Here is an 18218-nt window from a genome sequence, read left to right as displayed (position 1 = left end):
GGAACATTCGGGACAGACCGGCAACGTTCCCGAGCTACTCTTGCCACTGTATGAAGCACTTATCTATCCTTCACCTAAGCTTCTGGGAGGTGCCGGTCGAAATGGTTCTTCAGCACGTCGTTGATTTTGGCCTCGGTCAATGGCTTGTTTAAAAAGCCGGCGATGTTGAGCCGCTGCACCCGGTCTACGTCCTGGGGATGCAGCGAGGTGGTGAGCATCACGATGATAATGGCATTCCTTTGCTTGATGGGCAGCTTGTCGTAAGCTTCGAGAAAGGCGAAGCCGTCCATCACGGGCATCTTCACGTCCAGCAGAATCAGGACCGGACACTCCACAACGGCTTCCTGGCAGTGCAGGAGCAGCAAATCCAGCGCTTCCTGCCCGTTGAGGGCCACCAGCAGCTTGTCGGTCACGTTCAATCGTTTCAGCAGCAGGCTATTGAGGTAGTTGGTTGCCTGGTCGTCGTCAACCAGTAGGGCACAGGTGAGCTTTTGCATAAACAGTAAACGAACAAATCCAAATGCAGGGCAGCGCGCGGTGGAAGGTCAGGTAAATAATCTGAATCAAGCAGTAAGACGGCGTAGTCGAGCGGTCAGCCTATTGGGCCGCGCTTTCTACGGAATCCCTTATTACTTAACGAGGGAAGTATACGAGAAACGAGGTGCCGGTACCCAATTCGGAGCGCACTATAAGATGACCACCCGCGTTTTCCACCATCTTCTTCACCATGTACAGCCCAATGCCCGACCCCTCCACGTGGTCGTGAAAGCGTTGAAACATACCGAATAGCTTGTGTTTGCTAGCCGCGTCCAGCCCCAGGCCGTTGTCTTCCACTTCCAACACCACAAAGCCTTCTTCGGTCCAGGTGCGCAGGGAAATGCGCGGCGGCCGCTGGGGCGAACGGTATTTCAGCGCGTTGCTGAGAAGGTTGAATACCACCGAGCGCAGGTTCTTCTGCGAAAACAGCACCGTGAGCGCTTCCAGCGCTATTTCCAGCTCGGCCGCGTTGCTGTGAATAAGCGGTTCCAGGTCGAGGCGCACGTCGTGCACGACGGTGCCTACGTCGATGGGTTCGGTGGGGCGGCCGTGCTCCTTTTGCAGCTTGCTCACGTCAGTTAGCTGCTCAATGGTCCGCTTGAAGCGGTTCACCGAGTCCTGCATCAGGCCCAGAATGGGCTGCACGGGGTCTTGCTGCACGGTTTCGGCGGGCAGCTCCACCAGCAGGGCATCGAGCAGGCCCTCAATGTTGCTGATGGGCGCTTTGAGGTCGTGCGAGGCCGTGTAGATGAAGTTGTCCAGGTCCACATTCACCCGGGTAAGCTGGGCATTGTTGTCACGCAGCTGTTTCTGGGCCAAATCGATGCGTTCCAGTGCCAGGCGGTGTTCGTGAATATCGGTGCTCGTGCCAATCCACTGCATGATTTCGCCCGTGGCGTTGCGCGAAGGCAGGGCACGGCCCAGCATCCAGCGGTAGGCCCCGGCCTGGTTGCGAAACCGAAACTCCATCTCAAACGCGTCGCCGGTGCTTAGAGAATGCGCCAGGTGAATGTTGGTGCCCTCGGCATCGGCGGGGTGCAGGTGCAGCAGCCATTGCTCGTCGAGCGGCGTGTGGTTGTCGTGGCCGGTGTAGTCGTACCAGCGGCGGTTGAGGTAGGTGATGCGGCCCTGCGGGTTGGTGGTCCAGGCAATGTGAGGGATGCCTTCCAGCATGCGGTGGGCTTCGGCGGCGGCGCGCTCCACTTCCTGCCGGGCGGCTTCCTGCCGTTGGATTTCCTCGTTTTTGCGGCTGATAATGCGGTTTTGTTCGGCTACCTGCGCCTCGATGGCAGTTATTTCGCGCTGTGCCGACAAGTCCGTCACAATTACGGCCAGCACATCGTTATCATTAAACGTCAACACGTTCGTACTTACCGAAAACGGTATCAGCGGTCCGGCCTCCGTTCGTAGCGGCAGTTCGCCTTTGCTCTTACCGGCCCAGCCCTTCAGTACTAGCCCAGCCCAGTAATCCCGAAAAGGCAGCGGTATAAAGCTGTCGAACGTGCTGCCGATGACCTCGCTCAGGTTGCGGCCCAGCAAGCTGGCCAGGCCGGCATTGGCGTAGAGCACGGTGCCGTCGTTGCTGAGCAGCAGGGCGCCTTCGCTCATCTGCTCGATGAGGGTGCGGTAGCCCTGGTCGGCGCCCTGCAGTGTGAAAATGCGCGGCCCCTCGGAGCCCTGCACAGCCAGCGCATCCACGGCCCCGGTCCGAATGGCGTGAATCAGCTCGTGCGCTTCCTCCAGCTGGTAGCGCAGCTCCTCGTTTTCACGGGCAAGGTCGGCGGCGGTAAGACTTGGAGTGCTCATCGCCTTAAAGGTCGTCAGGCAGCCGCATTATTCCCAAAGCCTTCAGCACCCGGTCGTGGTCCGAGAGGTCGCCCACCAGCCGGCGCACCAGCCCGGGGCGCCGCTTGATGAGCGTAGGCACACCAATCAGGTCTTCCTGCTGAGCCAGTTCTGGCTGCTGGTAGATGTCCACAATCACTAGCTCGTAACGCCCCTTCAGGTGCAACTCACATATTTCCTTGATGTTACGCACAGCACGCGTCGAATTAGGCGTGGCCCCCGTGATGTACAGGTGCAACGAGTATTCGGGCTCAGCAGGCTCCGGAAAGGCCAGGGGGTCCGGGAACGGTTCCATGGGCCAGGCTAATCGCGGAGGGCCGGACGAACGTCGAGCCCTACCAGTACCCGCTCCTCGTTCGAAAGGTCGCCAATGATTTTGCGGATTGGCTCGGGCACCTTGCGTACCAACGTGGGAATGGCCAGAATCTGGTCACCTTCGGCCAGCTGCGGGTTCACCAGCAGGTCGATAACCTCTAACTTATAGCGCCCCTTAAGGTGCAGTTCGCAGTGTTTTTTCAGGTTGGCCAGCGCTGTCACTGACTTCGGGGTTTGACCGGCCACGTACAGACGCAACTCCCAGGTTTCCGCTGGGTTCTCTTCTTCAATTACTTCAGACATGTAAAAGGCAATGGGTGGCGGGTGGCCGGGGGCAACGCGGTGATACGGATTACTCGCCGCTGGGGTTGGCAGCGGGCGGGTTCTGAATGGGCGGATTGGCGGCGGCAATGCGCTGTTTGCCGCTCTGGAGCGTTTGGTGACGGGTTTGCTCGTGGGTAGTTATTTGCCGCAGCTCTTCTTCCACGCTCTCAAACTCGGTGCGCAGGTTGGCAATGTTGGCTTCGAGCACGCGGCGACGGCGCTCCAGCTCGCGGTCGCGGCGCTCGGCTTCCTGGTGGGCGGCCAGGTCCTGGGCGTGCTCGGCCAGCTGCTGGGTGAGGCGGCTGGCCCCGGTCACGATGCCGGTTGGTCCTATCACTACGTCGAGCAGCTCGATGCCGTGGTCCGTCACAATAAACTCACGCACCTGGTTGGAATGGGCCATGCCGCGCGATTTCAGAATGCTGAGCCCGCGGTTGCGCTCACCCACGCCCTCCAAATCGCGCACCGAAACCCAGGTATCAACCAGCGACGACACGCCTTCTTCAGTCATTTCGGCGCGGCCTACGCCAGTATTTACCAAAGCCGTAAACACGGCCGTGATGTTGCTTACCTTCAGAAAATCAATCAAGCGCGTGAGCATGCTCCGTACTTCTGCCATGTTGCCTACCGAAATCAGGTTGGTGATGGGGTCGATGACCACGGCATAGGGGTCGAGCTCCTTCACCAGCCGGTGGATGGTGACGAGGTGGCGCTCCAGCCCATTGAGCGTAGGCCGTGAGGCTTCGATGTGTAGCAGGCCGTTTTCGATGAAAGGTGCCAAGTCGATGCCCACCGAACGCATGTTGCGAATTAGTTGCTGGGGCGATTCTTCGAACACGAACATCAGACAGCGCTTGCCTTCCTGGCAGATTTTCCGGGCAAAGGAGGCACCCAGCGTGGTTTTGGCCGTGCCGGCGGTGCCGGTGATGAGCACGCTGCTGCCGTGGTAGAAGCCGCGCCGGCCAAACATCTCGTCCAGGGCAGGAATGCCGCTGGAGTCAATCTGGTCCGATACTTCATGTTCCAGCCGGAGCGAAGTCACGGGCAGTACCGAAATGCCGTCTTCGGTGATGAGGTAAGGGTATTCGTTGGTGCCGTGCGTGCTGCCCCGGTACTTCACAATGCGCAGCCGGCGCGTGGTAATCTGGTCAATTACGCGGTTGTCGAGCAGAATCACACAATCCGACACGTACTCTTCCAGGCCCTGACGCGTGAGTGAGCCGTCGCCGCGCTCGGCGGTGATGACGGTGGTCACGCCCCGGTCCTTGAGCCAGCGAAACAGCCGACGGATTTCGGAGCGCAGCACGGCCTGGTTGGGAAAGCCCGAAAACAGGGCCTCAATGGTATCGAGCACCACACGCTTGGCACCGATGGAATCAATGGCATAGCCCAGCCGGATGAACAGGCCATCCAAATCATACTCGCCCGTTTCCTCAATCTCGGAGCGGTCAACGTGCACGTGGTCGACGCGCAGCAGCTTCTGGGCCTGCAGGTTTTTCAGGTCGAAGCCCAGCGAGGCCACGTTGGCGGCCAGTTCGGGAACAGTCTCCTCAAAGGCCATGAGCACGCCCGGCTCGTTGAATTCCTGAATGCCGCGCACCAGAAACTCGATGCCCATCAGGGTTTTGCCACAGCCGGCACTGCCGCAAATCAGCGTGGGGCGGCCCAGCGGCAGGCCCCCTTCAGTTATTTCATCAAGCCCCTCGATGCCGGTCGGGGACTTGGGTAATTTAGGCAATGCGGAAGCAGCCGCAGGGTTTTGCGCTTGCATAGAGGAAATTTATATCCTAGCAAAGCTAACCCCTGAAGAGAATAGTTGGGAGAAGTCTAAACGAGGGCGAGCCCCAATAGATTAAAGGCTCGTCGTTGCTGATAGTGTTTGATTTGCGCGGCTGAGCGTGGTCTCGTGCGGCGCCGGTTGCTCAGCAGCAAAACGCAAGGCGTTACGGCTCTAAACCATTCAGGTATGCTAGCGACCAGCTTCAAAATCGCGCCAGCCAGCGCGGTGGTCTTCCATCTCGGTGGGGCTGATGCCGTATGCCCGGCAGGCTTCATCGGTGCTCATCAGGCCCTGGTCCACGGCATTGAGCACGGCCCACACTTTCAGCTTGCGGTCCGCAGCGCTGGCATCAGGGGCCGGTTCGGGTCGACCATCGGTGTCAAAGAAATCAGGCGGTGATTGGCTCATAGCTCGTGCAAGATAAACACCATCTGTTAAGCCAGCGTAAATTCCTCCCGAATCCAGCCCATCTTTTTTTCCTATTTCCAGCGACTAAAAAACTGGTCGAAGGCCTCGCGGTAGCCGTCGCTCACGGGCAGGGTTTCGCCGGCTATCTGAACCGTGCCCCGACCCACGGCCTGGATGTGGCCCAGGCCCACAATGTAGCTGCGGTGGATGCGCATGAACTTGCCGGCGGGCAGTTTTTCCTCCATGCTGCGCAGGCTGGTGAGCGAGAGCAGCGGCCGGGTGGCGCTGGCCAAATGCACTTTCACGTAGTCCTTGAGGCCCTCCACGTACACGATGTCGGCCAGGGCCACGCGCACCAGCTGGTACTCCACTTTGAGGTAGATGTGGTCCTGCTCGGGCTCTGGGGCGAGGGCGGCAACGGGCGGCGCGGCGGCATGGGCCTGCTTTAGCTCGAAATACGCCTTGGCCTTGAGAGCAGCACGCAGGAACTCCTCGTAGTTGAAGGGCTTGAGCAGGTAGTCCAGGGCGTCGACGCGGAAGCCTTCCAGCGCGTACTGGTTGAAGGCAGTGGTGAAGATGACACGGGGCCCTTTTTGCAGCACGCGGGCCAGCTCCAGACCGCTGAGGTCGGGCATTTTGATGTCGAGAAACAGCAGCTGAATCTCGGGCTGCTCGTGCAGGGCGCGCAGGGCCGCCACGGCGCTTTCGTGGCGGCCGGCCAGGCGTAGGAAGGGCGTTTGCTCAATAAAGGCGCACACTAGGCCTAAGGCCAGCGGCTCGTCGTCGACGGCCATGCAGTTGATAACCAGCGGAGCTACAGATTCAGGTACAGACATACTTCGTATTCGTTGGAAGAATTGCGGGGGATGACGCGGACGGTGTGGGCCTGCGGGTAAAGTAAGTCGAGGCGGCGCTGGGTGTTGGCCAGGCCAATGCCACCGGGTTCGTCGTCATCGGCATCCGGGCGCGCAGGGAAAACGGTGTTGCGCACGCACAACTCCACGGTGTGGGCGCTGGGCTGGCGCAATTCGATGGTGATGTTGCTGGGCGAAGTGGCACTCACGCCGTGCTTGAACGCATTCTCTACAAAGGGCTGAAAAAGCATTGGCGCAATGAATGGGTCAGGGCTGAGCGGGTCGGGCCGCTCGAAATGGACCTGTACTTTGTTGGTCAGGCGCAAGTGCATAAGCTCGATGTAGTCTTGCAGGAAGCTGATTTCCTGGCTGAGGCGGGTGTGGCCGGCCGGCGATTCGTAGAGCACGTAGCGCATCATGCGCGAAAGGCGATGCAGGGCGGCGCGGGCCTGGTCGGCGTTGAGCAGCGTGAGGGCGTAGATGTTGTTGAGGGTGTTGAAAAAGAAATGCGGGTTTATCTGGGCTTTGAGCAGGCTGAGCTCGGTGGCCACCTGGCGGCGCTCCAACTCCAGGCGGCTTTCGGCATCGCGCTGGCCCTTTTGCATGGCCGCAAGGCTGGTGGCAATGCCCAGCACCAGCAGCGTGATGAGCAGCACGCCGGTGTTGAATAACGGCCGGCCTTCCTCGGGACCCAGCTGCGGGTGCGGGCGCGGGCCCGACCACGGGTTGGGTGGGTTCAGTACGGCTTCGCGAGCGGTGGCTACCAGTTCGGGCACGCCCAGGCGGGTTTCCACCTGCTGATGAACGGCCAGCACCAGCACCACGGCTCCGGCATTGAGCAGCACGTAGGCCCAGGCTTTGTGGCCGTAGAGCAGGCGCGGCGCAGCCCAGCCCACGTTCAGATAAAACAAGGCCACCATCAACCCAAAAACCACGGCCTGCGTCAGCCAGAACTCGGTGGGCTTGGGGCCCGGGTAATCGGGTTGCTGGGCCCACAGCAGCACCACCACCAAGCCCCAAACCAAGGCGTGTTGCAGCAGCGTGGAAGCCGAACGGAGTAGCTGTAAGGGCATAGATTCCTGAGTTGAATGCCAGAAGCGAATGGTGAAAAAGGCTGTCTGTTTCAACCGTTCACTTTTAGCTCTTCGCTCCTTCTTTGCTCCGCAAGCTACAACCCGGGCCTGAGCTGCCGCTGCCACATCGGCCGGCAGGGCGAGGGCATCGGCCAGCTAGCGCTTTGGGCAGTTGGTATGCTGTAAAAGGGTGATTAGTCGTCCGCGTTGGGCAATCGGCCTCTCAAACATGCCAATGGGCGACGCGCACCCGGCACTCGGCGATTGGGGTGCGCAACAGCACCTTTTCACCAACAAATTTGAGTTAACCCAGCAACCCAATTAAACGGCGGGCTGCTGTTTTTCCGCTTCTATTTTACCTCGCCGAATGGCCGCTTCTCTATTCCCAAGAATTGCTTCGATGCTGGCCGCCGCGGCCCTGCTGGTGGCAGTGGCGTGTCAGAAGCAGACCGCCGACCCCAACACCGTCGACCTGTCCACACTTCAGGCGCTGCCCCAAGTGGCACCCGCACCGGCCAACAACCCCGGTAGCCCGGCCAAAATTGCATTAGGCCGGGCCCTGTTCTGGGACCCCGTGCTCTCGGGCGGTAAGGATGTGAGCTGTGCCAGCTGCCACCACCCTGCTACCGGCTACGCCGATGCCCTGGACCTGTCCGTGGGGGCCAATGGCACCGGTTTGGGCACGGCCCGCCACTTCCGGGCACCCAACGATATTCCGTTTGTGAAGCGCAACTCACCTACTATCCTCAACGCGGCTTTCAACGGAATCAGCGCCAGCGGCAGCACCGACCCAACCACAGCCGCTATGTTTTGGGACGTGCGCGCCCAGTCGCTCGAAACGCAGTCGCTCGTGCCCGTTGCCACACTGGAGGAAATGCGCGGCCGTCAGTGCACCGAAGCTGCCGCCCTGGATTCAGTGGTGGCTCGGCTGCGCCGCATTCCGGCGTATGGTACGCTGTTCGGGGCCGCTTTTGCGGAGGCCACCCCCATCACGGCCGTCAATATTGGCAAAGCGCTGGCTTGCTTCGAGCGCACGCTACTGGCCACGGACGCTCCGTTTGACCAATACATGCGCGGCAACAAAGCGGCCCTGAACACGCTGGAAGTGCAGGGCCTGAATGCCTTCGTGACGAGTGGCTGTGCCAAGTGCCACAGCGGGCCCATGCTCAGCGACTACAAAACCCACATCCTCGGCGTAGCGGATAATGCCAAGAACACTGCCTCCGATTCAGGTGCGAACGGCACGTATGCTTTCCGCACGCCCAGCCTGCGCAACGTGGCCCTGACGGCGCCCTACATGCACAGCGGCACGGTGGCCAACCTGCAAGGCGTGCTCAATTTCTACGACCCCGGCCGGGGCGCGCCGCCTTCTGCCAACCCGCACGTGCCCACTAGCCAGCGCGACCCGCTGTTTCCCACCCGCGTCACGGACCCCCAGGCCATCATTGCCTTCTTGGGTACGCTCACGGCCTCCACCTACGACCGCACCGTGCCCGCTACCGTGCCCAGCGGCCTAGCCGTAGGCGGTAATATTCAATAAAATAAGCACCTCAGAGGACTATGCTTCGGCTCAGGCGAATGACGCTGTAACGGCTTCCGCCGGACCAAAGCACAGCTTCGGGGTACTAGGCCCTCTCTCTTCTATCAGTTTCCTTTTTCAACTTTTCCCCAACCAAATTTTATGCGCCTAACCAACTTCCTACGCCTTACCAGCGCCGCCGCGCTGCTGTGTTCCATGAGCAGCTTCTCGGGCTGCGAGAAAGACAACGTAGCCCCCAACGGTGGCTGCCAGAAGAAAACGACCACGACTACGCCCACCACAACTACTACCACCACTTCGGGCAATACCACGCCTGGCGGTGCTAGCTAAGCAGCGGCAGTAGCCTCACCCCCACCCTTGCTTTTCAGGGAACAGGCCTGCCTTTCGTTCCCACCAAGGCAAGACCGGTGCCCCCTCTCCTTGGGGAGAGGGGGTCAGGGGTGAGGTGAACTGCTCGCGCATCACTACTTCTTATTCTGTTTCCATGATTGTCTCCTGCTTAACCCGGCTTATGCTACTGCTGGCCCTGCTGCTGCCGCTGGGAGCTTCGGCCACGCACATTGTGGGCGGGGAGCTGGATTTGCAGCACAGCACCGGCAGCAATTATACCCTGACGCTTAACCTGTATTTCGACGCCATCAACGGCAGTGCCGGGGCGCTCGACCAAAGCCTGATAGCAGGCATTTTTGATAAAACCACCAACCAGCGCCTCACCCTCGTCACGCTACCGCTCACCAGCAACACCTTCGTGCAGTATACCAACCCGGCCTGCGCCGTAGGCTCGCTGAGTACCCGCAAGCTGGTGTATGCCAAGGACATTGTCCTTGACGCTACCACTTATGCCAACCCGGCTGGCTACTACGTGGCCGTGGAGCGCTGCTGCCGCAACCTGAGCATCAGCAACATTGTGAACCCCGGGAGCGCGGCCCAGACCTTTTACCTCGAATTTCCGGCCGTCGTTCGCTCAGGCGCGGCTTTTATTGACTCGACGCCGCGCATTTTCCCGCCGCTGGGCGACTATGCGTGCCGGGGCGAGCTGTTTTATTACGATTTCGGCGGTGTGGACCCCGACGGCGACTCGCTGGTGTACGATATGGTGACGCCGCTCAACGGCCACTCTACCGCCGCGGCCAACAACACCGCGCCGCTGCCTACGGGCGCTCCCTACTCTCCCATCACCTGGAACGCGGGCCTGAGCACCCGCAACCAGATTCCGGGCTCGCCCGCGCTGGGCATTGATGCGCACACCGGCCGCCTCACGGTGCGCGCCAGCAACCTGGGCCTGTTCGTGTTTGGAGCGCGCTGCTCGGAATACCGGCGCGGGGTGAAGATTGGCGAGACGCGGCGCGACTTCCAGCTCTACGTGCTGAACTGCCCCACTAACACTGCCCCGGCCCTGCAAATGCACCTGGCCGGCAGCATCATCAATTACCGCCCTGGCCGCGACACCTTGCGCCTGCTGCCCAGTGGCCCACGCTGCCTCACCATCCGTTACACCGACCCCGACGCTAACTCGGTACTGACCATGACCAGCCGGCCGGTCAATTTCACGGTACCCGCCGTCACGTTCACCACCACGGCCACGGGCACGGTACGTGCGGCCACCGACACGCTGACCACGACGCTCTGCTTTCCTGAGTGCACCGACACTAAAGGCAAGGTGTACCTGCTCGACCTCATTGTGGCCGATAACGGGTGCAGCCTGCCCAAGCACGACACGTTGCGCGTGGCCTTCACTGCCACCCAGCCCCCAAATGCCGCGCCGGTACTCACCACCAGCTTCCCGCCGGCTCCCCTGCCCATCTCCGACGATGTGCCCGCCGTGGTCCGCGTGACCATGGGCCAGCGCTACACCGCCACCCTGGCCGGCACCGATGCCGACCGCAACGCCCTGGCCCTGACCGCCACTGGTGCGGGCTTCGACCTGGCCGCTGTGGGTATGCAGTTTACCGCTCAGAATGGTACGGGCCAGGCCAATGCCACCTTTAGCTGGGAGCCCAGCTGTACGGCCGTGGCAATAGCCGGCGAGGGTGGCCTCCTGGTCCACTTCCAACTGGCCGAAACCGGCCCCTGCACACCGCTGCCCCAGACCCGGACCGTGCGCTTTGAGGTAGTGCCAGCAGCCGACCCGGCAGTCTTCAAGCCCGCAAACGTCATCACCCCGAATAATGACGGCCTGAACGACTTCTTCTACATGCCCGACCTGCCACTGGACTTTTGCGACCAGAAATTTGCCAACATCCGCATTTTCTCGCGCTGGGGGCAGCAGGTGTATTCGTCCTCGGAGCGTGGCTTTCAGTGGGGCGGCATGGGCACGGGTGGGCTGTATTATTACCTCGTCACGTACACCGATGGCCGGAAGTTCAAGGGCTGGGTAGAGGTGATTCTGTAATATTAAGTAAAACGCCATGCTGAAAGCAGCCGAAGCATGACGACCTTTTATCGTTTGAACCTTTTGCCGCCCCACCCCTCCCTGCCGTTCTTTCGCATGAAGCTCAAACCAAATATTGCCACCAGCGACGCCGGGTTCATCTTCAATCCCGCCACCGGCGACTCCTTCGCTGCCAACCCACTGGCCGCCGACATCCTGGCCCGCACCAAAACCGGGCAGGATGCTGCGGCTATCAAGGCCGATATCCTGGAGCGCTACGACGTGGCCCCCGGCCAGCTCGAAAAGGATTGGGATGACCTGCTGGCCCAGCTGCGCGACTTCAACTTGTTAGATTAATCCCACCGTGCCCACCACCTCTGCCCTGCCGCGCCTCACCGTGGCCGTAACCGGCCTCAACGCCACCGATAGCCCCGGTCCCGGCGTGGCCGTCATCCGTGCCCTGCGCGAAAGCCCGGATTTCGACCTGCGCATCATCGGGCTGAGCTACGAGGCGCTGGAGCCGGGCATCTACCTGCGCGAACTGGTAGATAAGACCTTCCAACTGCCCTACCCTTCGGCTGGCACAGCGGCGCTGCTGGAGCGGCTGGCTCACATCCGGCAGCAGGAGGACGTGGCCGTGCTCATCCCCAATTTCGACGCCGAGCTGTACAACTTCATCAAGCTGGGGCCGCAGCTGCGGGCGCTGGGCATTCACACGTTTCTGCCCACGCTGGCGCAGCTTGAAGCCCGCGACAAGCTTAATCTGGCAGCTTTCGGGGCCGCGCATGGGCTGAGTGTGCCCACCAGCCGCCCCCTGCACAGCGCCGCCGAGCTGCTGGCCACCGCCGAAACCCTGGGTTGGCCGCTGGTGCTGAAGGGTCGCTACTACGATGCCGCCGTGGTGCACTCGCTGGCGCAGGCCGAGCAGGCGTTTGCGCGGCTGGCGGGGCAGTGGGGCGTGCCGCTCATCGCACAGCAGTTTGTGGCGGGGCAGGAAATCAATATTGCTGGCTTGGGCGACGGACACGGCCGCACCTTGAGCGCGGTGCCCATGCGCAAGCTCACCATCACGGACCGGGGCAAGGCCTGGGCCGGCATCACCCTGGCAGACGAGGCCCTACTGGCCCTGGCCCGCCGCTTCGCCGAAGCCACGAGCTGGCGCGGCGGCTTCGAGCTGGAGCTGATGCGCACGACCAGCGACGAGTTGGTTATTCTCGAAATCAACCCGCGCTTTCCGGCTTGGATTTACCTCACTGCCGCCGCCGGCCAGAACCAGCCCGCTGCTCTGCTCCGCCTCGCCATGAGCCTGCCGGTGATGGAGATGGAGGACTATGCCGTGGGCAAAATGTTCGTGCGCTACGCCTGGGACCTAATTACCGACCACACCGAATTCCAACAAGTAGCCGCGCTGGGCGAACTTTGAGCATCCCCTCAGAGGAGGAGGAGAGTTGACCTCCTCCGTTTTTCACATGAAACTTCCCTACGAACGTCCCACCATCCGCAAGCTCACGGCGGGCGCGCTGAACAAATTCGGGCCGCGGGCCGGAGCCACGCCGACTACGGCCCTCGATGGGGTGCGCGTGGAGGAGCTGGTGGCCCGGTTCGGCTCGCCGCTGTTTGTGCTGAGCGAGCGGCAGCTGCGGCGCAGCTACCAAGCGGCTGTACGGGCGTTTGGCACGCGGTATCCGCAGGTGCAGCTGGCGTGGTCGTACAAAACCAACTACCTGAATGCGGTGTGCCGCACCTTCCACCAGGAGGGCGCGTGGGCGGAGGTAGTGAGTGGCATGGAGCTAGAAAAGGCGCTGCTCAACGGTGTGCCCGGCCCGCACATCCTGTTCAACGGACCGGGGAAGCGGCGGGCTGATTTGGAGCGGGCCTGTGCGGTTGCTGCCGTCATTCACCTCGACAACGCCGATGAGCTGCACCTCCTCTTGGACGTGGCGGCCAGCCGCCCCGCCCCGCCCCGCGTAGCGTTGCGCGTGAACCTCGACGCCGGCAGCTACCCGCAGTGGGACCGATTTGGCTTCAACCTGGAGAATGGAGAGGCCTGGCAAGCCCTGAGCCGCGTAGTAGCCTCGGGCCGACTGGAGCTAGTGGGTCTGCACTGCCATATCGGCACCTACGTGCTGCAGCCCAGCGCCTACGCCACGGCAGCGGCCCAGCTGGCGGCCCTGGCCCTGCGCTGCCAGCGGAAGCTAAAAACAACCGTTCAATACCTCGACCTAGGCGGCGGTTTCCCTTCCACTAACACCCTGAAAGGCGCGTATCTGCCCGCTACCGACACCGTGCCCAGCCTGGACGAATATGCCGAAGCCATCACGGGGGCCTTGCTTGCGGCGGGGTTCCGTACCGGCGAGCTGCCGCTGCTAGTGCTGGAAGCCGGTCGGGCGTTGGTGGATGACGCGGGCTCGCTTATCGGCACAGTGCTGGCCACCAAGCGCCTGGCCGACGGCCGCCGCGCCACCATCCTCGACTTCGGCGTGAACCTGCTTTTCACCTCTTTCTGGTACGACCACCACATCAGCCCCGCCCGCCAATTCTCCGACCAAACCGAGCCCACTGTCCTCTACGGCCCGCTTTGCATGAACATCGACATGCTACGCGAGAGCATCGCCCTGCCCCTGCTCAGTGCCGGCGACCAAGTGGTGGTGCACAAAGTGGGCGCGTACAACATGAGCCAGTGGCAGCAGTTCATCAACCTGCGCCCCAATGTGGTGCTGATTGACCAAACCAGTCAGGTACATTTGGTTAGGGCCGCCGAGACGCTGGAGTACCTTCAGCAGCTGGAGCAGGTGCCGGTGCATTTGCAGTCCTGACTACTAATGGCACCTGCTGACGTGCCTCTTAAGTCCGTTGTTTGCCCAGTACATGCCCACCCTGCCCACCTACTTCCGCACCATCCTGAACAGCTACAGCATGCTGTTCTTCTCGCAGCATCGCGGGCTGGGTGGCTTGTTGCTGCTGGTGTCATTTGCCCACCCGCTGGTGGGCATGGCGGGGCTGGCCAGCACAATGCTGGCGGTGGCGGGCGCACGGCTCGGCGGCTTCAATAGGGAGTGGACGGACCGGGGCGCCTATAGCTTCAATTCCCTACTGACGGGGCTGGCACTAGCATCGTTTTATGCGCCGGGGACGGCACTGGCGGGTCTGGTGCTGGTGGGTGCGGGCGTGGCCTTATTGCTGAGCGTAGCGCTGGGCGGCTGGCTAAGCGGACGCGGGTTGCCAGCGCTGTCGCTGCCCTTCGTGGCTACCGTCTGGCTGCTGATGCTGGGCAGCGCCCCACTGCTGCACCTGCTGCCCGCCGAGGCCAACATCTACTGGCTGAATGAGGCCTACGCGCTGGGTGGCCCCCGGCTGGTAAACCTGATGCAGTGGGTGGGCGAATGGCCCTGGCCGCCGCTGCTGGCCACCTACTTGCGCGCGCTGGGCTCGGTGCTGTTTCAGGATAATGCGCTGGCGGGGCTGTTGGTGGCGGCGGGGCTACTGTGGCACTCGCGCATTGCGTTTTCGCTATCGGTACTGGGCTTTTTGGGGGCCTATGGGGTGCTCCTGCTGGCGGGCCCGGCAGGCAGCGGACCCCTGGAATATAACCTCGGGGCCAACTATATTGTGGCGGCTGTGGCCGTGGGCGGCGTATTCGTTATCCCCTCGGTGGCCAGCTATGGGTGGGCGCTGCTCAGCGTGCCCGTAACGGTGGTGGCGCTGGCTGGCATCACGGCGGTATTGAGTAAGCTTGGCCTGCCAGCCCTATCGCTGCCTTACTGCGCTACGGCGCTGCTATTCCTGTATGTGCTGCTGCTGCGTGAGCGGCCCGGTGCGGGGCTGGTGCTCACGCCGGTGCAGCGCTACTCACCTGAGCGCAACCTGTACGCCTACGCCACCGACCGCGTGCGACTAGCTCACCAGGGCACGGTAGCTTTCACCCTGCCCTTCCTGGGCAGCTGGCGGTGCACCCAGGGCTATGCCAGCGGCGGGCCCACTCATCTTGGGGCCTGGGGCCAGGCCCTCGACTTTGCCATTGCCGATGCCGACGGCCGCACCTACCACGGCACTGGCCTTGCCCTAAGCGACTACTATGCTTACAACAAACCCGTGCTGGCCCCCGCCGACGGCGTAGTGGAGGAGGTAGTTCAGCACATTGAAGACAACAATATTGGCGAGGTAAATACCCGCGACAACTGGGGCAATACCGTGGTGTTGCGCCACGCGCCCGGCCTCTACTCCCAGCTCTCGCACCTGCGAGCCCACTCCGTGCCCGTGAAGCCCGGCGACTACGTGCGGCGCGGCGACGTGCTGGGCACCTGCGGCAGCTCGGGCCGCTCGCCGGAGCCGCACCTGCATTTTCAGGTTCAGGCCACGCCCTACGTGGGGTCGCGCACGCTGGCCTATCCGCTGGCATATTTCATGGCCGTGCCTGCTACAGAAGCGGGCACGGCCGCTGAGTCCGTCCGGCAGGGCATCGCCGAAGCGGCAGAGCTCTCAGGCGGATTCCGGCAGGCATACAGCTCAGCCGGATGGGCGCCGGAACCCGTTTGGGCGGCAGTCGGCCCTGGCGAAGGGGGAACGGACGGGTTTCCGCAGCTTCCCCCAGTTCCCCGGCTGCATCACTTTGACGTACCGCGTCAGAACGAAACCGTGAGTCCGCCCACCTTCAACCGCACCTTGAGCCAAGCCCTGCGCTTCCCGCCCGGCTACGCGTTGAACGTGCGCAACCCCGACACGCCCGACGCCCCGGCCCAGCGCTGGGAGGTCTTCACCGATGCCTACAATTTGACCTACTTGCGCTGTCAGACCACCGGGGCCGTGGCCTACTTCGCGGGCGATGAGTCGGTGTTCTACTTTACGGCTTTCTATGGGTCCGAAGCTTCCTGGCTCTACCTCTTTTACCAGGCCGCCTACCGCATACCGCTGGTAAGCCTGCCGGGCCAGACCACCCACGACACGTTTCCGCTCTCCATCATTCGCAACCCCGCTCTGAGTTGGGCGCAGGATGTGCTGGCTCCCTTCTACCGCTTTCTCAAGCCGCACTTCCGGCTGGAGTGGGCCGGTGGGGCCGAAGCCGCCTGGCCCGGCCGCCCGGTGCGCCTGCGCAGCCGCGTCACGGTGGGCTATTTCGGCCGCGAACGCACCGAGCAGACAGCAGAGCTAACCTTCCGCGACGGCCTGCTGACTGAGCTGCGGGTGAAGCAGGCAGCGCGAGAAGTATACCTGACGTGTTCAATAGCTGGCGCATGAGGAAAACAACCTCTCCCCCCGGCCCGACGACGCAGCCAGCCAACCGGTTGTCGGCTAGACAGCCCCGTGCGCCCCGAAGCGGCCCGCCGCCACCCGTTCAGCTAGCGGAGCGGGTGTGGCCGTGGCTCCGCTTCCTACTGGTCATATTCAGCCTCGGCACCGGCACCCTGCACGCCCAACAGCCCGATTTTCAGACCACCGATAGCCTCATCAGCACCCTCGCCAACCAGTACCGTTGGGCCGAGCTCGACTCTGTGGGCCGCGCCCAGCTGCGCCTCGGCACCGACTACCCCGACCTACGCCGCCGGCTGGGCCAGGCTGCCCTGGCGCAGGACCGGCCCGCCGCCGCCATCCATCACTACGGCCACGCCCTGCGCGAAAACCCGCTTGACACCACTGCCCGCTACGGGCTGGCCCTGGCCTATCTGGAACTTAACCAACCCAACGCTGCTGCCCTCATTGGGCATGGCTTGCCCGACTCGCTACGTCGTCCCCTGCACCTCAACGGCTTTCAGTTGCTCAGCCGCGTCGAGGTAGAAGGCAGCGTGCAATTCCCTGATAACCGCCACCGGGGCACGGCTGGCTTTTTCCGGGTGGGTTTGGGCACCCGCCTCAGCCCCCGCTTTACCTTCAGCCAGAACCTGAGCTTTTTTGGCCAGGATATTGAGCTGCCCGACCGTTTTCGGCGCGGGGCAAGTGCCCCCTACCCCGTGCGCCAGACCCAGTACCATGCCCTACTAGGCACCCAGCTGGCCCCGCGTTGGCGTGCCCTGCTTGGCGGCCATTACCTGAGCAGCGACTTTGGCCGGGTCGAAGCCATTAGCAACTACCTCGGCTATGCTGCCGTGGCCTACGCCCGCCCCTACTGGGCCGTCCAGGCCGGCCTCTACGCCGGCCGCCTCACCGATACCACTCGCTTCCAAACCGACCTACGCCTGACCGTGTACCCATTCGGCAACCTGCGCCTTTATGGTTTTGGGCAGGCCAGTGTGGTGCGCTCCGGGGGCCGCAGCTTTCCGCACGGGCTACTGGGCGCGGGTGGGTACCTGCACTGCGGCGTCTGGCTGGAAGCCTACGGCGGCCTGGGCCAGGTGCCGGTACTGGCTGAGCTTGATGGCCTGTATGTTTACAACCTGCTCGACCCGCTGCGCGCCCGCGCTGGGACGAGCCTGCTACTTTTGCTGCCGCAACGGCTGTCGCTGCGCCTCGGCTACGGCTTTGAGCGCCGCCGCGACTTCATCAGAGGCAACCGCTATAACTTACATTCCCTAAGCACTGCCCTCGCATGGACCTGGTAAAGCTGACCTTTGCTACCGCTGCCCTGGTGTACGCCACGCCGGCTGCCGCCCAGGCGCCGGACCAGGCGGCCGCCTTTGCCACCAGTTACACCGCCGAGGCCAAAGCCGACTACGCCGATGCCATTGCGCCCATCAAGGCCATTTACACCGGCACTTACGAGCAGAATCTGCGCCTGGGCTGGCTCTACTTTCTGGCCAAAAACTACACCGCTGCCGCCGCCCACTACCAGAAAGCCGTGGAGCAGCGCCCCTATGCCCTCGAACCCAAATTCGGCCTAATCAAGCCTCTGAACGCACTGGGCCAGATTGAGCAGATGCTCAGCACCTACGAAAGCATCCTCAAAATAGACCCCCAAAACACCCAAGCCAACTACTGGACCGGCGTCATCTACCTCAACCGCAAAACCTACACCCAGGCCGCTCACTACTTCGAGCGCGTCGTCAACCTTTACCCGTTCGACTACGATTCTACCCTTTCCCTGGCCTGGTCCTATCTCAACATTGGCAAGAAGGCCGAAGCCCGCGCCCTCTATACCAAAGCCCTGCTTATTCGCCCCGGCGATGCTGCCGCTACCGCCGGCCTCAAGCGGTTACAATAGCAAGTATTGTCCGGTTATCTTAAATCAAGAACGTGACGC

At 62.4% G+C, this 18218-nt stretch carries 17 protein-coding genes; 9 read left to right on the top strand and 8 right to left on the bottom strand.

Annotation, left to right across the window (positions count from 1 at the left end):
• Positions 1-74 precede the first annotated feature (74 nt).
• The 8 genes from J4E00_RS13440 to J4E00_RS13405 all read right to left on the bottom strand — a co-directional run bounded on the left by J4E00_RS13440 (position 75) and on the right by J4E00_RS13405 (position 7136).
• Entirely contained in the window at positions 75-497 is a 423-nt protein-coding gene (locus J4E00_RS13440; protein WP_208175689.1) for a response regulator, read from the bottom strand.
• 136 nt (positions 498-633) lie between these two features.
• Complete coding sequence (locus J4E00_RS13435) at positions 634-2343, bottom strand: sensor histidine kinase (RefSeq protein ID WP_208175688.1); 1710 nt, start codon at positions 2341-2343, stop codon at positions 634-636.
• 4 nt (positions 2344-2347) lie between these two features.
• On the bottom strand, positions 2348-2677 hold the full coding sequence (locus tag J4E00_RS13430; protein WP_208175687.1) for a circadian clock KaiB family protein: 330 nt from the start codon (positions 2675-2677) through the stop codon (positions 2348-2350).
• 8 nt (positions 2678-2685) lie between these two features.
• The gene (locus J4E00_RS13425; protein WP_208175686.1) at positions 2686-3000 is read right to left on the bottom strand and encodes a circadian clock KaiB family protein; all 315 of its coding nucleotides are present in this window, start codon (positions 2998-3000) and stop codon (positions 2686-2688) included.
• A 49-nt stretch (positions 3001-3049) separates the two neighbouring features.
• Positions 3050-4759 (bottom strand): circadian clock protein KaiC, encoded by a 1710-nt coding sequence (kaiC, locus tag J4E00_RS13420; RefSeq protein ID WP_236049757.1) that lies wholly within the window; start codon positions 4757-4759, stop codon positions 3050-3052.
• A 231-nt stretch (positions 4760-4990) separates the two neighbouring features.
• A complete protein-coding gene (locus J4E00_RS13415) occupies positions 4991-5209 on the bottom strand; it encodes a DUF1153 domain-containing protein (protein ID WP_208175684.1) in 219 nt (72 codons plus the stop codon).
• Between the two features lie 71 nt (positions 5210-5280).
• Positions 5281-6045, bottom strand: coding sequence for a LytR/AlgR family response regulator transcription factor (locus J4E00_RS13410; protein ID WP_410779754.1), 765 nt, complete (start codon positions 6043-6045; stop codon positions 5281-5283).
• A complete protein-coding gene (locus J4E00_RS13405) occupies positions 6024-7136 on the bottom strand; it encodes a sensor histidine kinase (RefSeq protein WP_208175683.1) in 1113 nt (370 codons plus the stop codon). Before J4E00_RS13405 ends, J4E00_RS13410 begins: the two co-directional genes overlap by 22 nt.
• Before the next feature lie 367 nt (positions 7137-7503).
• Here J4E00_RS13405 and J4E00_RS13400 point away from each other — a divergent pair, with 367 nt between their 5' ends.
• The 9 genes from J4E00_RS13400 to J4E00_RS13360 all read left to right on the top strand — a co-directional run bounded on the left by J4E00_RS13400 (position 7504) and on the right by J4E00_RS13360 (position 18179).
• Positions 7504-8676 carry a cytochrome-c peroxidase gene (locus J4E00_RS13400; protein WP_208175682.1) on the top strand — a complete coding sequence of 391 codons (1173 nt, stop codon included), beginning with the start codon at positions 7504-7506 and terminating at the stop codon, positions 8674-8676.
• 141 nt (positions 8677-8817) lie between these two features.
• The gene (locus tag J4E00_RS13395) at positions 8818-9006 is read left to right on the top strand and encodes a hypothetical protein (protein WP_208175681.1); all 189 of its coding nucleotides are present in this window, start codon (positions 8818-8820) and stop codon (positions 9004-9006) included.
• A 154-nt stretch (positions 9007-9160) separates the two neighbouring features.
• On the top strand, positions 9161-11068 hold the full coding sequence (locus J4E00_RS13390; protein WP_208175680.1) for a gliding motility-associated C-terminal domain-containing protein: 1908 nt from the start codon (positions 9161-9163) through the stop codon (positions 11066-11068).
• A gap of 96 nt (positions 11069-11164) precedes the next feature.
• Positions 11165-11404, top strand: a complete 240-nt coding sequence (locus J4E00_RS13385) for an HPr-rel-A system PqqD family peptide chaperone (protein ID WP_208175679.1) — start codon at positions 11165-11167, stop codon at positions 11402-11404.
• A 7-nt stretch (positions 11405-11411) separates the two neighbouring features.
• Positions 11412-12470, top strand: a complete 1059-nt coding sequence (locus J4E00_RS13380) for an ATP-grasp domain-containing protein (protein ID WP_317196621.1) — start codon at positions 11412-11414, stop codon at positions 12468-12470.
• A gap of 46 nt (positions 12471-12516) precedes the next feature.
• The gene (locus J4E00_RS13375) at positions 12517-13863 is read left to right on the top strand and encodes a diaminopimelate decarboxylase (RefSeq protein WP_208175678.1); all 1347 of its coding nucleotides are present in this window, start codon (positions 12517-12519) and stop codon (positions 13861-13863) included.
• Positions 13864-13915: 52 nt separating this feature from the next.
• A complete protein-coding gene (locus J4E00_RS13370; protein WP_208175677.1) occupies positions 13916-16282 on the top strand; it encodes an urea transporter in 2367 nt (788 codons plus the stop codon).
• Positions 16279-17580, top strand: a complete 1302-nt coding sequence (locus J4E00_RS13365) for a tetratricopeptide repeat protein (RefSeq protein ID WP_208175676.1) — start codon at positions 16279-16281, stop codon at positions 17578-17580. Before J4E00_RS13370 ends, J4E00_RS13365 begins: the two co-directional genes overlap by 4 nt.
• Positions 17568-18179 (top strand): tetratricopeptide repeat protein, encoded by a 612-nt coding sequence (locus tag J4E00_RS13360; RefSeq protein WP_208175675.1) that lies wholly within the window; start codon positions 17568-17570, stop codon positions 18177-18179. Before J4E00_RS13365 ends, J4E00_RS13360 begins: the two co-directional genes overlap by 13 nt.
• The last annotated feature ends 39 nt before the right edge of the window (positions 18180-18218 follow it).

It is taken from the genome of Hymenobacter negativus (assembly GCF_017571495.1).
In the GTDB taxonomy this organism is placed as follows: Bacteria; Bacteroidota; Bacteroidia; order Cytophagales; family Hymenobacteraceae; genus Hymenobacter; species Hymenobacter negativus.
This window is presented reverse-complemented; position numbering and strand designations above follow the sequence as displayed.